11 protein-coding genes, 1 tRNA gene and 1 pseudogene are annotated in these 14339 nt (G+C 71.0%); 4 read left to right on the forward strand and 9 right to left on the reverse strand.

The features are described from left to right. Window positions 1–109: 109 nt before the first annotated feature. Window positions 110–892 carry an exodeoxyribonuclease III gene (locus ACOBQB_RS25395; protein ID WP_423594557.1) on the reverse strand — a complete coding sequence of 261 codons (783 nt, stop codon included), beginning with the start codon at window positions 890–892 and terminating at the stop codon, window positions 110–112. A 178-nt stretch (window positions 893–1070) separates the two neighbouring features. Here ACOBQB_RS25395 and ACOBQB_RS25400 point away from each other — a divergent pair, with 178 nt between their 5' ends. Further along, complete coding sequence (locus tag ACOBQB_RS25400; RefSeq protein ID WP_423594559.1) at window positions 1071–1583, forward strand: GNAT family N-acetyltransferase; 513 nt, start codon at window positions 1071–1073, stop codon at window positions 1581–1583. Between the two features lie 58 nt (window positions 1584–1641). Here the strand turns inward: ACOBQB_RS25400 and ACOBQB_RS25405 are convergent. From ACOBQB_RS25405 to galU, 7 genes and pseudogenes are all read right to left on the reverse strand, one after another. Next, window positions 1642–1715: transfer RNA gene (locus tag ACOBQB_RS25405), tRNA-Ala, on the reverse strand. An 86-nt stretch (window positions 1716–1801) separates the two neighbouring features. Continuing rightward, a pseudogene (glpR, locus tag ACOBQB_RS25410) lies at window positions 1802–3057 on the reverse strand (gephyrin-like molybdotransferase receptor GlpR). A 184-nt stretch (window positions 3058–3241) separates the two neighbouring features. Continuing rightward, entirely contained in the window at window positions 3242–3802 is a 561-nt protein-coding gene (locus tag ACOBQB_RS25415; RefSeq protein ID WP_392143565.1) for a GNAT family N-acetyltransferase, read from the reverse strand. 59 nt (window positions 3803–3861) lie between these two features. Next, on the reverse strand, window positions 3862–4494 hold the full coding sequence (locus tag ACOBQB_RS25420) for a MogA/MoaB family molybdenum cofactor biosynthesis protein (RefSeq protein WP_423594561.1): 633 nt from the start codon (window positions 4492–4494) through the stop codon (window positions 3862–3864). Further along, on the reverse strand, window positions 4491–5012 hold the full coding sequence (moaC, locus tag ACOBQB_RS25425) for a cyclic pyranopterin monophosphate synthase MoaC (RefSeq protein WP_219687546.1): 522 nt from the start codon (window positions 5010–5012) through the stop codon (window positions 4491–4493). Before moaC ends, ACOBQB_RS25420 begins: the two co-directional genes overlap by 4 nt. A gap of 87 nt (window positions 5013–5099) precedes the next feature. Next, a complete protein-coding gene (gene glp, locus ACOBQB_RS25430; protein ID WP_423594563.1) occupies window positions 5100–6446 on the reverse strand; it encodes a gephyrin-like molybdotransferase Glp in 1347 nt (448 codons plus the stop codon). A 4-nt stretch (window positions 6447–6450) separates the two neighbouring features. Further along, entirely contained in the window at window positions 6451–7362 is a 912-nt protein-coding gene (galU, locus tag ACOBQB_RS25435; protein WP_423594565.1) for a UTP--glucose-1-phosphate uridylyltransferase GalU, read from the reverse strand. 92 nt (window positions 7363–7454) lie between these two features. On the opposite strand from galU, the gene ACOBQB_RS25440 reads away from it, so the two are divergent. Further along, window positions 7455–8069, forward strand: a complete 615-nt coding sequence (locus ACOBQB_RS25440; protein ID WP_423594567.1) for a 5-formyltetrahydrofolate cyclo-ligase — start codon at window positions 7455–7457, stop codon at window positions 8067–8069. A gap of 93 nt (window positions 8070–8162) precedes the next feature. Here the strand turns inward: ACOBQB_RS25440 and ACOBQB_RS25445 are convergent, their stop codons facing one another. Continuing rightward, the gene (locus ACOBQB_RS25445; RefSeq protein ID WP_423594569.1) at window positions 8163–10979 is read right to left on the reverse strand and encodes a penicillin acylase family protein; all 2817 of its coding nucleotides are present in this window, start codon (window positions 10977–10979) and stop codon (window positions 8163–8165) included. Window positions 10980–11222: 243 nt separating this feature from the next. On the opposite strand from ACOBQB_RS25445, the gene ACOBQB_RS25450 reads away from it, so the two are divergent. Together ACOBQB_RS25450 and ACOBQB_RS25455 are read left to right on the forward strand one after the other, a co-directional pair. Next, window positions 11223–12728, forward strand: coding sequence for a potassium/proton antiporter (locus ACOBQB_RS25450; RefSeq protein ID WP_423598748.1), 1506 nt, complete (start codon window positions 11223–11225; stop codon window positions 12726–12728). A gap of 289 nt (window positions 12729–13017) precedes the next feature. Beyond that, the gene (locus ACOBQB_RS25455; protein ID WP_423594571.1) at window positions 13018–14289 is read left to right on the forward strand and encodes an MFS transporter; all 1272 of its coding nucleotides are present in this window, start codon (window positions 13018–13020) and stop codon (window positions 14287–14289) included. Window positions 14290–14339 lie beyond the last annotated feature (50 nt).

Below are 14339 nucleotides of genomic sequence, written 5' to 3' on the forward strand. Positions count from 1 at the left end.
CAGTTGGTCGTGTACGCGACCGCAATCTGCCATGCCGGGAGGGCCCCGGACAGCCCTGTGCCGGACTTTGTGACCGTGTCCCGCCGAGGACCACCCCCCTGGCGGACGCCTACAGGTCGTAGACCACGGTCACGGGCGCGTGATCGCTCCACCGCTCCGCGTGCGTCGCGGCCCGCTCCACGTACGCCTTCACGGCGCGCTCGGCGAGACCGGCCGTCGCGACGTGGTAGTCGATGCGCCAGCCCGTGTCGTTGTCGAAGGCGCGTCCGCGGTAGGACCACCACGAGTAGGGCCCCTCCACACCCGGGTGCTGCGCCCGCACGACGTCCTCGTACTCCTCGAAGACCTCGCTCATCCAGGCGCGCTCCTCGGGCAGGAACCCGGAGTTCTTCTTGTTGCCCTTCCAGTTCTTGAGGTCGGCCTCCTGGTGGGCGATGTTCCAGTCGCCGCAGACGACGACGTGGCGCCCGTCGGCGGCGGCCCGCGCCTTGAGCTCCTTCAGGTACACGAGGAACTCCGCCATGAACCGCGTCTTCTCGTCCTGCCGCTCGGTGCCGACCTCTCCCGACGGCAGATACAGGCTCGCGACGGTGACACCCGGCAGATCGGCCTCGACGTACCGCCCGCTGCCGTCGAACTCGCTCGAACCGAAGCCGATCCGCACCCGGTCCGGCTCACGGCGCGTGTACAGGGAGACGCCGGCGCGCCCCTTCGCCGCGGCGGGCGCGTGCACGACATGCCACCCCTCGGGCGCGCGGACCTCGTCCGGCAGCTGCTGCGGCTCGGCGCGCACCTCCTGGAGGCACAGCACATCGGCCGTGGTCCCGCCGAGCCACTCGACGAACCCCTTCTTGGCCGCGGCACGCAACCCGTTCACGTTCACAGAGGTCACTGTCAGCACAACACTCGCCCTACTCTCCTCCGGCCTCTTCTCCCGGACCGGGGATCAGGCTCCCACACGGCCCATCCGTGACCGGCGCCACCATCCGAACCCCTGACCCGCGCCCGGCCACCCCGGCACACTGGAACACGCATTCCCCCGGCCGCCGCATAGAAGTACGATGCCACGCATGAGTATCCAGACCGCCGACACCGCCCCCCGCGTCCACCTGCGCACCGTCACGTTCGCCCACCCCCACGCCGTCGAGCTCAACGACCGCGTCCAGCGCGAATACGCGCAGCGCTACGGCGACGACGGCGACGTCACCTTCCTCGACCCGTCCATGTTCGAGCCGCCACGGGGCCTCTACCTCATCGCATACGACGAGACCGGCACCCCGCTGGCCACCGGCGGCTGGCGGGCGATGGACGAGAACGGCGAGGGCTACGAGAACGGCGACGCGGAGCTCAAGCGGATGTACGTCACACCCGAGGCACGCGGCCTCGGCCTCGCCCGGCGCATCCTGGCAGAGCTGGAGACGGACGCGAAGGCGGCGAACCGCGTACGGATGGTCCTGGAAACAGGCACAAAACAGCCCGAGGCCATAGCCCTCTACACCTCCAGCGGCTACACCCCCGCCCCCGCCAAGTTCGGCTACTACCGCTTCCACGACGAGAGCCTCTGCTATGCGAAGGCGCTCTGAGGGGCACAACGCCGAGATCCCGTCCAGTTCGATGAACTGGACGGGATCTCATGTGCAGTGGACCTGTGGGGATTTGAACCCCAGACCCCCTCGATGCGAACGAGGTGCGCTACCGGACTGCGCCACAGGCCCTTGCAACGAGTGAAACTCTAGCATCCCGATCCGGGTGCTCGGAAATCCGGTCCTGGCTGGTCAGCCGGGGCGGACCCCACGGCGCCTCACTCGTTGGCGGCGCGGGGCCGGTCCCCGTCCTCGTACTGGTCGAAGAGCGGCGTACGACCGCGCTCGCGGGCCCGCCGCGCGGACGCGGCCCGCCGCTTGTCGCTGCGACCCCCGGCCGCGTCGGAGCCCTCGGCCGCGTCGATATCTCCGGCGGACCCGGCGGCCCGGGCCGTGCCGGCGCCGCGCCGCGCCTCGTCGGCAGCGGGCTCGGCCGTGCTGGAGCGCGCCGAGCTCCAGGTGTCGGGGGCGCCCAGGTCGACGCCGCTGGTGGCGCGCGGGGCGACCGGCGCGGTCACGTACGTCGGCAGGGGCACCGGGACCGGGTCCCAGCTGTCGCCCCGGCCGGGCCCGTGCTGGCGCTCCCGCTGCTGGTCGACCCACTCCGCGTGGTCGGTCTGCTCGACGAGGGCGCGGCGGTCGGCGGCGAGCGCGGACAGGCCCGTCTCCGTCCCGGGCGCCTGCGCCTCCCGCGCCGCCTCGTCGGCGACGGGCTCCGCGCTCGCGGTACCGCGCCGGGCCGGCTCTCCCGCAGCCGCTGCGCCGCGGCCTCGGCCCGGCGCCGGTCCATCGTGTACGTGAAACGCCGCCGCTCCTGGCCGCGCAGATAGACGATGTACGCGCTCAGCAGCACGGCGGGCACGGCGGGCGCCCACAGGAAGGCGAGACCGCCCACCCCGGCGACGACCGCTCCAGCCGTGAAGGCCAGGAAGAGCATCATCGTCGTGCGCCGGCGCCGGGCGAGGACCTTCGAACGCCTGGCGCGCGCGGCGGCCTCGGCCGAGGCGGCACGCTGCGCGGGCGACGCCTTGGCGCGCGGCGGCTGCTCGCGTTCCGGTTCGGCTTCGGGGCGCGCCTGCTGACGGGCCGGAGGTTCACTCCGCGCCGCGACGGACTCCGCCCGGTCCGTCGGGGACTCCGCCCGGTCCGCCTGGGGCTCCGCCCGGTCGACCGGAGGCATGGCGAAGGCCCGGACGTCCACCGAGCCGGTGACGTCGTCCGGGTCGCCGCGCGTCTCCCCTTCTTCGGGCGAGCGGGCTTGCAGGTCCTTGGCGTATCGGCGCTCCATCCCCGCCCGTCCGGACAGCAGCCGGATGGCGGTGCTGAAGCGTTCCGTCGGACGGGCTTCGTTCAGCTCGTCCTGCCTACGGAGCCACATCGGCACCAAGTAGGCGGCCCAGGCCCCGACGATGACTGCGTAGATGAGGCCGCTGCTGCTCACGCTCACACGGTAGAGGGGTTTGCGTGAGGCCATCCGCCAATTGCGCCGGTGTGTCGCACGATCCGGCTGATATCTCGAACTTTTTTTGTGACTGATGCGATCAGCAGGAGGCCGTCGGCGTGAAATAAATGCCCGGGACAAGGCTCATAGGGACCCTGGACGGTCGTTCGGCGATCAAATTCGAACACTTATTTCATTTGTGTCGGAGTCCGGTCGGCTAGGCAGTGTTCCGAGGTCGGGCCTGGTGCCAGCGGCGCAGCAACCCTTCCGGCACCTCTTCAGCGGTGAGCGCGAAGACGAGATGATCGCGCCAGGCACCGTCGATGTGAAGATACCGTGGACGAAGCCCCTCCTCACGGAATCCGAGTTTCTCCACGACCCGGCGGCTCGGCGTGTTCTCGGGCCGAATACAGACCTCGATACGGTGCAGACCGACCGAGCGGAAGCAGTGGTCCACCGCGAGCGCGACGGCGGTCGGCATCACACCGCGCCCCGCGACGGACTCGTCGACCCAGTAGCCGACGTGGCCCGAGCACATCGATCCCCAGGTGATCCCGGCGACCGTCAGCTGCCCGACGAGACGGCCCTGGAACTCGATGACGAACGGCAGCATCCGGCCCGCGCCCGCCTCGGCGCGCAGATGGCGGACCATCTGCCGGTAGGTGGGGCGGTGCACGATCGGGCCGCCGGCCGTGGGCGGCGGGATCGTCGCCTCCCAGGGGCGCAGCCAGTCACGGTTGCGCCGGTTGACCTCACGCCAGGCGCGCTGGTCGCGCATCTTTATCGGGCGGAGGGTGACGTCTCCGTCCGTCAGCTCGACGGGCCAGGCAGGGCTGTTCAGCTCGTACCCCCCGCGGGCCCGGGATGGTCGCCGCCGCGCAACTGGTCGACGGCGTGCGCGAGCAGCGGCTCCAGGACGGCGAGGCCGTCGCGTACGCCGCCCGTGGAGCCCGGCAGGTTCACGATGAGCGTCCGGCCCGCGACCCCGGCGAGGCCCCGGGAGAGCACGGCTGTGGGGACCTTGTCCCTGCCGTACGCGCGGATCGCCTCCCCGATGCCGGGCACCTCGTGGTCGATGACGCGGCGGGTGGCCTCGGGCGTGCGGTCGGTGGGCGAGATGCCGGTGCCGCCGGTGGTGAGGATGACGTCGTAGCCCGCCTCGGCTCCCGCGCGCAGGGCCCGCTCGACGGGGTCCCCGTCGGGGACGACCTGGGGCCCGTCGACGGCGAACCCGAGCGCGGCCAGCCCCTCGGCGAGGATCGGGCCGCCGCGGTCGGCGTAGACACCGGCGGCGGCGCGGTTGGAGGCGGTGACGACGAGCGCGCTGTACGGCGCGAGCAGGGCGCCGCCCTGCGACGCGTCCCGGGCCGCCGGGGCCGCCCGAAGCGCCGGGGCCTCCTGCGCACGCTCGCCGTGCCCGTGCCCGTGCCCATGCCCATGCCCGTCTCCGTGCGCGTCCCGTCCGCTCATGCCCCGGCTCCTTCGCGGCTCCAGTCCCCGGACTTGCCGCCGGTCTTCTCCTCGACGCGTACGTCCGTGATGACGGCGCCCTTGTCGACGGCCTTGACCATGTCGATGACCGTGAGGGCCGCGACGCTCACCGCGGTGAGGGCCTCCATCTCCACGCCCGTACGGTCCGTGGTCTTCACCGTGGCGAGGATCTCGACGGCGTCGTCCGCCACGGAGAGGTCCAGCTTCACTCCGGAGACGGCCAGGGGGTGGCAGAGCGGGATCAGGTCGGGGGTGCGCTTGGCACCCATGATCCCGGCGATCCGGGCGGTGGCGAGGGCGTCGCCCTTGGGGACGCCCTCGCCCCTCAGGAGTTCGATCACACGCGGCGAGACGAGGACGCGGCCGCTGGCGCGGGCGGTGCGGGCGGTCACGTCCTTCGCGGACACATCGACCATGCGGGCCGCGCCCGCCTCGTCGATGTGCGTCAGTCGCTGCTGCTCAGGGCCGGGGGTGTCCCCCCGGGAAATCGCGGTCATGTGCTGTGGCGCTCCCGGTCCGGGCCCCGCGCGGTGCGGCGCGCGCGGGCCTGTTGTGCGCGACACGGTACCGCGCGGGCGGCGTTCTCAGCCGAGCAGGACCACGTCGACGTCCGTGCCCGGCTCCACCGAGGTGACGTCCTCGGGGACGACGATCAGCGCGTCCGCGTGGGCGAGCGCGGCGACCAGATGCGAGCCGGCGCCCCCGACGGGCGTCACGGTGCCGGCCCCGGCGTCGTACTTCCCCCGCAGGAACTGGCGGCGCCCCGCGGGCGAACCGAGCGCCTTCCCGGCGGCCAGCCCCGCGCGCGTGAGCGGCCGGTGGACCTCCGGCAGGCCCATCAGCGTACGGATCGCCGGGCGCACGAAGAGCTCGAAGGAGACGTACGAGGAGACGGGGTTGCCCGGCAGCGCGAGCAGCGGGGTGTGGTCGGGGCCGATGGTGCCAAAGCCCTGCGGCTTGCCCGGCTGCATGGCGAGCTTGCGGAACTCCACACCGCCGCCCGCCCCGATGCCGGTCTCCTCGTCCGGGTCGCCGAGGGAGGTCAGGGCCTCCTTCACGACGTCGTACGCGCCGACGCTCACGCCGCCCGTGGTGACGACGAGGTCGGCGCGGATCAGCTGGTCCTCGATGGTGGAGCGCAGCGTCTCGGCGTCGTCGGCGACCGCGCCGACGCGGTAGGCGATGGCTCCGGCGTCGCGGGCGGCGGCGGTGAGGGCGAAGCTGTTGGAGTCGTAGATCTGACCGTCCGCCAGGGACTCGCCGGGCTGGATCAGTTCGCTGCCGGTGGACATGACGACCACGCGGGGGCGCGGGCGGACCTTCACGGTGCCGCGGCCGACGGCGGCGAGCAGGGCGATCTGGGGCGGGCCGAGGACCGTGCCCGCGCTCAGGGCGCGGTCGCCGGCGCGGACGTCGCTGCCTCGCGCGCGTACGTGCGCGCGTGCCTCCGCCGGGCGGTGCACGCGGACCTCGCCGGAGGCGCCCTCCGGGGCGGCGCTGTGGGCGCGCATCCCGGAGGCGGGGCCTTCGCCGAGGCCTCCGTCGGTCCACTCCACGGGGACGACGGCCTCGGCGCCGGGCGGCAGCGGGGCGCCGGTCATGATGCGGGCCGCCTGGCCCGCGCCGACGGTGGGCTGCTCGCCCGCGCCCGCCGCCACGTCGCCGATGACGCGCAGGACGGCGGGGAACTCCTCGCTGGCGCCCTCGATGTCGGCGACCCGTACCGCGTACCCGTCCATGGAGCTGTTGTCGAAGGGCGGCAGCGAGACGGGCACCGTGACGTCCTCGACGAGGACGCAGCCCTGTGCGTCGAGGAGTTGGAGCTCGATGGGTTCGAGCGGGCGGACGGTCGCGAGGATGTCGTCCAGATGCTCTTCCACCGACCACAGGGGGCTCTGGCCGGTGGTCGGTGTCGTCGTGCTGCTGCTCAAAGTGCTACATCTCCTCGGTGACGTAACTGCGAAGCCAGGCCTTGAAGTCAGGGCCCAGATCCTGACGTTCGCACGCCAGTCTGACAATGGCACGCAGATAGTCGCCCCGGTCGCCGGTGTCGTAGCGGCGGCCCTTGAAGACGACGCCGTGCACCGGGCCACCGACCTTCTCGTCCGCGGCGAGCTGCTGGAGGGCATCGGTGAGCTGGATCTCGCCGCCGCGGCCCGGCTCGGTCGTGCGCAGCACGTCGAAGACGGCGGGGTCGAGGACGTAGCGGCCGATGATCGCGTAGTTGCTGGGCGCGTCGGCGGTGTCGGGCTTCTCGACCAGGTCGGTGACCTTGACGAGGTCGCCGTCCTCGGTGGGCTCGACGGCGGCGCAGCCGTAGAGGTGGATCTGCTCGGGTGCCACCTCCATGAGGGCGATGACGCTGCCGCCGCACTCCTCCTGGACCTCGACCATGCGGGCGAGGAGCGGGTCGCGGGGGTCGATGAGGTCGTCGCCGAGGAGTACGGCGAACGGCTCCTTGCCGACGTGCGGGGCCGCGCACAGCACCGCGTGACCGAGCCCCTTGGGGTCGCCCTGGCGGACGTAGTGCATCGTCGCCAGGTCGCTGGACTCCTGGACCTTGGCGAGCCGCGCCTCGTCGCCCTTCTTCAGGAGGGCCGACTCCAGCTCGTAGTTGCGGTCGAAGTGGTCCTCCAGCGGGCGCTTGTTGCGGCCCGTGATCATGAGGACGTCGTCGAGACCCGCCGACACGGCCTCCTCGACCACGTACTGGATCGCCGGCTTGTCGACGACCGGCAGCATCTCCTTGGGAGTCGCCTTGGTCGCCGGCAGGAAGCGCGTGCCGAGGCCTGCCGCCGGGATGACCGCCTTGGTGATCCGGGGGGTGCGGGGGTGAGACTCAGTCATGTCGACACCATATCCGGTACGTATGTGCGGAATCTGTGGGTCCAGGTAATTCGATGGCATATGCGCCCACCAGGGAGAAATGTGAGAATCCGATGAGCGGAACCGAGACCGGCGGACAGCCAACCAAGCGCACGTTGCGGCGAGACCTCCTCGCGGTGAGAAGCGGGTTGACGGGGGATGACACGCACAAGGCGGCCGTACTGCTCGCCGAGCACGCGCTGGAGCTCGCGGAGCTGGCCGGGGCGCGGACGGTGGCGGCGTACGTCTCCGTGGGGAGCGAGCCCGGCACGCGCGTGCTGCTCGACGCCCTCCACGCGCGCGGGACACGCGTCCTGCTGCCGGTGCTGCTCCCGGACAACGACCTGGACTGGGCCGCGTACGACGGGGAGGGCTCCCTGGTCCGGGTGCGGCACCAGGGGAAGATCGAGCTGCTGGAGCCCTCCGGAGAGCGGCTCGGCCCCGAAGCCGTCCTGGGGGCGGACGCCGTTCTGCTGCCGGGGCTCGCGGTGGACGAGCGCGGCGCGCGGCTCGGGCGGGGCGGCGGCTCGTACGACCGCGTCCTGGCCCGCCTGGAGCTCTCGGGCGCCGATCCCGCTCTCGTGGTGCTCCTTTACGACTCCGAAGTCGTCCCGCACCTCCCCGCGGAGGCGCACGACCTGCCGGTGCACGCCGTGGTGACGCCGTCGGGGGTGCGCCGCTTCCGCTGACCCCCTGGACAGCCGAAAGGGCCCTCCACGCGCGCGTGGGGGGCCCTTTCGGGATCTTCCGATGTCAGACTGCCGGCGCCGGACGGGTTCCGGTCAGGGGCGCAGGACCAGCTTGTCGCTGGTGCTCTTCTCGACCGCCTTCTCCGAGTAACCCCAGGGCAGGAGTTCGCCCTTGGCCCACTTCTCGGTCTGGTCGGTGTAGTGGTCGTTGTACGCGTGCCCCGAGGCGCCGGTGAGGTTGATCCACTTGGACTTGTCGAGGTCCTTGAGGTTCACCACCATGCGCATCGACGGCACCCAGACCACGCCGTAGCCGCCCGCCGCGTTCCAGCCGGTGGCGTTGACCGCCGCCTCACCGCCGCCGAGGTTCCAGGGCCCGCGGTTGAGCACGAACTGGAGCCAGCCGGGGCCCTCGGTGCCGAGCGTCTGGTTCTTCAGCGTGAGGCGGTGCAGGCGGCCCCAGCTCCAGGTGTCGATGTCCTTGCCGAGCTTGGCCGTCAGGTCCCAGCGCGCGTCCTCAAGGGCCCGCGCGAACAGCTGGTCGCGGGTCTTGGTCGCCTTGTCGGTGCGGGTCTTGGGCGACTTCCACCAGTCGTTGGTCTCGTCGTCGATGATCTTGCGGATCACCTCGTAGTAGCGGTCGCCGCCGTCCGGCTGGGCCGAGTCCGCGTCACGCTCACCGCACTCGCGCACCTTCTTGCCCTCGTCCGCGGGACCGGTGTTGCCGGCCGGCTCGACGCTCAGGCACTGGCCCTTGACGCGCAGCTCCTTGGGAAGCTTGTTGCCGAAGGCGAGCTTGAGGATGTTGCGCCAGACCGAGTTGAAGTACGCGGCGGCGGCCGAATCGGCGTCCTGGGTGTAATCCCAGCCCTCCAGGAGCTTCTGCGCCTCGCGGACGTACTTGTCCTTGACGTCGATCTTCAGCAACTTGGGCACCAGAAGCTTGGCGATCTCGCTGCTGTTGTCCATCTGCATGAGGCGCATGTCCTCGGTGGAGATCTTGCCGCCGTTCTTGATCTTCGACTGGATCAGGTCGTCGATGCGCTGGCTGCGCGCGCCGTAGCCCCAGTCCCCGGTGAGCTTGTACGGGTACTTCGCCTTGTCGCTGTCGTCGATCACGGCCTGGTTGGCGGTGACGATGTAGCCGCGCTTGGGGTCGTACTCGTACGGCAGGGCGTCCTGCGGGATGTAGTCCGTCCAGCGGTACTCCGGGTCCCAACCGGGCGCCGGGAGCGAACCGTCGCCCTTGCCGCGGACCGGGATCCTGCCGGGCGCCTGGTAGCCGATGTGGCCCTCGCGGTCGGCGTAGATGAGGTTCTGGGACGGCACCTCGAAGAGGGCGGCCGCCTTGCGGAACTCCGTGAAGTCCTTGGCCTTGTTGAGCTTGAAGACCGCGTCCATGGACTTGCCGGGGTCCAGCGCCGTCCAGCGCAGCGCCACTCCGTAGCCGTCGCCCCGGTCGGGGGCCGCGGCGTCGACGTGGGCCTTCTTGCCGACCTTGACCAGCTCGTCGTCGCGGTCGGAGATGAGCGGGCCGTTGTTGGTCTCGCGGACCGTGATCTTCTTCGCCTTGCCGCCCGCGACCTTGATGGTCTCCTCGCGCGACTCGAAGGGCAGCACCTTCTCGCCGTACTGGTATCCGTCCCCGGTGAACTTCTCCAGGTAGAGGTCCGTGACGTCGGCTCCGAGGTTCGTCATGCCCCAGGCGATCTCACCGTTGTGGCCGATGACGACGCCCGGCATGCCGGAGAAGGTGTAACCGGAGACGTCGTACTGGCACTTGTCGGAGACCGACCGGCAGTGCAGGCCCATCTGGTACCAGACGGACGGCAGCTGCGGGGCCAGGTGCGGGTCGTTGGCGAGGAGCGGCTTGCCGGTGATGGTGTGCTCGCCGGAGACGACCCAGGAGTTCGAGCCGATGCCGTTGCCGTTCGGGCCGAGGATCGCGGGGACCTCGTCCAGGGCGTCGGAGACCCCCGAGAGCTGCGACTGGAGCCCGTCGGGCGCCTGGGTGCCGCCCGCCAGGCCGGAGCCCGCCGTGCCGCCGCCTGCGCCCGTGGCGCCGCCTGTGCCGGTGCCTGTGCCGGTGCCGGTGCCCGTGCCGCCGGTTCCGGACTGCGTGCCGGTGCCCTTGGCGTCGTACTCCTTGGTGACGGCGTCGTAGGCGCCCTCGCGGACGATCGGCTTGTTCCGCTTGTACGGGTACTCGGGGTACAGGTCCTTGATCTGCGAGGGGCCGAGGCGGCTCGTCATCAAGGAGCGGTCGATCTCGTCCTGCATGTTGCCGCGCAGGTCCCAGGCCATGGCCTTGAGCCAGGCCACGGAGTCGACGGGGGTCCACTTCTGCGGCTTGTAGTCGTTGGTGAAGCCGAGCGCCGCGTACTCGACGGAGATGTCCTTGCCGTCCTTGCCGGCGAGGTAGGCGTTGACTCCCTTGGCGTACGCCTGGAGGTACTTCTTCGTCTCGGGGGAGAGCTTGGAGTCGTACTCCTTCTTCGCCACCCGGTGCCAGCCGAGCGTGCGCAGGAACTCATCGCGCTTGACCTGGCTCTTGCCGAACATCTCCGAGAGCCGCCCGGAGGTCATATGACGGCGGACGTCCATCTCCCAGAAGCGGTCCTGCGCCTGGACGAAGCCCTGTGCCATGAAGAGGTCGGCGTCGGACTCGGCGTAGATCTGCGGGATGCCGTTCCCGTCGCGCTTCACCTCGACGTTGCCGGAAAGGCCGTCGAGCTTGAGGGTCCCCTTGGTCTGCGGGAAGGAGGCGCGCACGGTGCTGACGCTCCAGTACGCGCCGAAGCCGATGCCTCCGACGATGGCCAGGACCAGGACGATCACGACGAGTCGGGCTCGGCGCCCCTTCTTCTTGCCGGACTTATGACCGGAAGAGGCGGTGGTGTTGGAGGGCATCGCTGTCCTTGCTGTCCTTACGCGAGCGGCAGGGCGGGCTGTGCTGTCGGGCGGGCGGCTCTGGGAGCGCTGGAGCAACCATAGGCGCAGGGCGTCTCGACTCCGGACGCGGAGTCAGGAACCGGACCTCGAAAGATCGTAAACGCGTTCGAAGGCATCAAGAGGGCGTTAACGATTAGGTAAGGTAACGAAGTACTTGGCTCGCAAGAAGTAGTTGCGCGCGCACGGAGGAAGGAACGGCCCCTGACTGTCCACCACCTCAACCAGCTCCTGCTCGTCTGCTCGCTCGTTCTGCTCGTCGCGGTGGCGGCGGTCCGCATCTCGTCGCGCAGCGGGCTCCCCAGCCTGCTCCTGTACCTCGGCATCGGTGTCGCCATGGGCCAGGACGGCATCGGCGACGTCCACTTCGACAACGCCGAACTGACGCAGGTCATCGGCTATGCCGCTCTGGTCGTGATCCTGGCCGAGGGCGGTCTCGGCACGAAGTGGAAGGAAGTGCGGCCCGCCCTGCCGGCGGCCGCCGTGCTCTCCACGGTCGGTGTCGCGGTGAGCGTGGGCATCACGGCGGCCGGTGCGCACTACCTGGTGGGGCTTGACTGGCGGGCAGCCTTGATCATCGGCGCGGTCGTCTCCTCCACGGACGCCGCGGCGGTCTTCTCGGTGCTGCGGAAGGTGCCCCTCCCCTCGCGCATCACGGGCGTGCTGGAAGCGGAGTCGGGGTTCAACGACGCCCCTGTGGTCATCCTCGTCGTGGCGTTCTCCACGGCGGGACCGGTGGACGACTGGTATGTACTGCTCGGCACGATCGCCCTGGAGCTGGCGATCGGCGCCGCGATCGGCATCGCGGTCGGCTGGCTCGGCGCCTACGGCCTGCGGCACGTGGCCCTGCCCGCCTCCGGCCTCTACCCCATCGCCGTCATGGCGATCGCCGTCGCCGCCTACGCGGCCGGCGCCATGGCCCACGGCAGCGGCTTCCTCGCCGTCTACCTCGCCTCGATGGTCCTCGGCAACGCCAGGCTGCCGCACTGGCCCGCCACCCGCGGCTTCGCCGAAGGCCTCGGCTGGCTCGCCCAGATCGGCATGTTCGTCCTGCTCGGCCTCCTGGTCACCCCGCACGAGCTGCTCGACGACACCTGGCACGCGATCGTCATCGGGCTGGTCCTGACGATGGTGGCGCGGCCCCTGGAGGTCGTGCTGAGCCTGCTGCCGTTCCGCATGCCGTGGCAGGAGAAGGCACTGCTGTCCTGGGCCGGCCTGCGCGGCGCCGTGCCCATCATCCTGGCCACGATCCCCATGGTGAACGGCGTCGAGGACAGCCAGCGGATCTTCAACATCGTCTTCGTGCTCGTCGTCGTCTACACCCTCGTCCAGGGCCCCACATTGCCCTGGCTGGCCAAGCTGCTGCGGATCGGCGGCTCCTCGGAGGCCGCCGACCTCGGCGTCGAGTCGGCGCCCCTGGAGCGGCTGCGCGGGCACCTCTTGTCGGTCGCCATCCCCAAGAACTCGCGCATGCACGGCGTCGAGGTGGGCGAGCTGCGGCTGCCCCAGGGCGCGGCGGTCACGCTGATCGTGCGGGAGGGCGAATCGTTTGTCCCGCTGCCCACGACGGTGCTGCGGCGCGGCGACGAGCTGCTGGTCGTGGCGACCGACCCGGTGCGGGACGCCGCCGAGAAGCGGCTGCGCGCGGTCGGCCACGGCGGAAAGCTCGCGAGCTGGCTGGGAACCGACGGAGAAAAGCACCAATCGTAGGTGGCGGGGGTCTCATCGGCTGTGATCACAGGGCCAGATGCGGCTATTGCCTGTACGATAAAGGCGCCCGAGGGGGAAGCTGGAAAGCACCCTGCTCGGAGCACCCAGCTGACTGAACCAACTGATCGAACCAACTCTGTCTGAAGCAGAGCTGGCGCGACCGTATGGCGGTCGTGGCGCCCCCGCAGTGGGCCCCGGCATCTACCGCAGTTCCGCGCAAGAGGACAGCTCTCGGCGTCGCCGCCCCACAAGGGGGGCCGCGCTACCAGGCGGCAGAAAGGCACGGGCCGTGGCATCCACGGTCACCGAATCCCGCCCGGGTTACGGACAGCTCCTGCGCACACCTCGCGCCTGGACGTTCCTGCTCCCCGGCTTCGCGGCGCGACAGCCCTTCGCGATGCTGACCATCTCCATCGTCCTGCTGGTGCAGCACACCACCGGCTCGTACGGTGCCGCGGGCGCCGTCTCCGCCGTCACCGGCGTCTCCATGGCGCTGTTCGCCCCCTTCAGCGGCAAGCTCGCCGACCGGTTCGGGCAGCGCGCCGTGCTGGTGCCCGGCGTGCTCGTCCACTCCGCCTCCGTCATCACCCTGACGGTGCTCGCGCTCTCCGACGCCCCCTTGTGGGCGCTGTTCGTGGCCGCCGTGCCCGCGGGCGCCTCGACGCCGCAGATCGGCCCCATGGTGCGGGCCCGCTGGGGCGTCAGGCTCCAGGGCTCTCCGCTGGCCACCACCGCCGCCGCCTTCGAGTCGGTCACCGACGAGCTGACCTTCGTCCTCGGGCCGCTCGTGGCGACCGCGCTGTGCACCGGCGTCGACCCCTCCGCGGGGCTCCTCACGGAAGCCGGGCTCACGCTGATCGGCGGACTGCTGTTCGCCGCGCAGAAGGGCACCCAGCCGAAGCCGTCCTCGCAGACCGAGGGCCACGCGCGCGTGGAGCACGTCTCCGCGCTGCGGATCCCCGGTATCCGCGTGCTGATCGTGACGTTCCTCGGGATCGGCGCCGTCTTCGGCGGCATGCAGGTCTCACTGGCCGCCTTCACCGAGTCCATCGGCGAGCCCGGCCTGAACGGCGTCCTGTACGGCACGTTCGCCGCGGGCAACATGCTCTCCGGAGTCGTGTGCGGCGCCATCGCCTGGAAGGTCTCCCCGCAGCGGCGCCTCCTCGTGGCCTACGCGGCGCTGACGCTGATGGCCTCCGGGCTGTGGGCCGCGCACTCCGCGCTGCTGCTCGCCGGGCTCGGCCTGCTGGTCGGCGTCTGCATCGCGCCGGCGCTGATCACCGGCTACACGCTGGTGGACAAGCTGGTCCCGCCGACCGGCCGCACCGAGGCCTTCACCTGGCTGACCGGCGCCGTCGCACTCGGCCAGGCCGCGGCCGTCACGGTCGCCGGACAGCTGGAGGACCGCCTCTGGGGCGGGGCCGGATTCCTGGTCCCCCTGGGCGGCACGGCACTGGCCCTCGCGGTCCTCGTGACACTGCGCTCGCGCCTCGTTCCGAAGACCCCCGGACGCACGGTGGCACGTGGCGTCGGTCACCGCCAGCCGGTCACGGTGGACTGATCCCCCGGAATACGTCACTATGGATCGTCGTTAGCACTCATCGAGTGAGA

Source organism: Streptomyces sp. G5(2025) (assembly GCF_049542075.1).
In the GTDB taxonomy this organism is placed as follows: Bacteria; Actinomycetota; Actinomycetes; order Streptomycetales; family Streptomycetaceae; genus Streptomyces.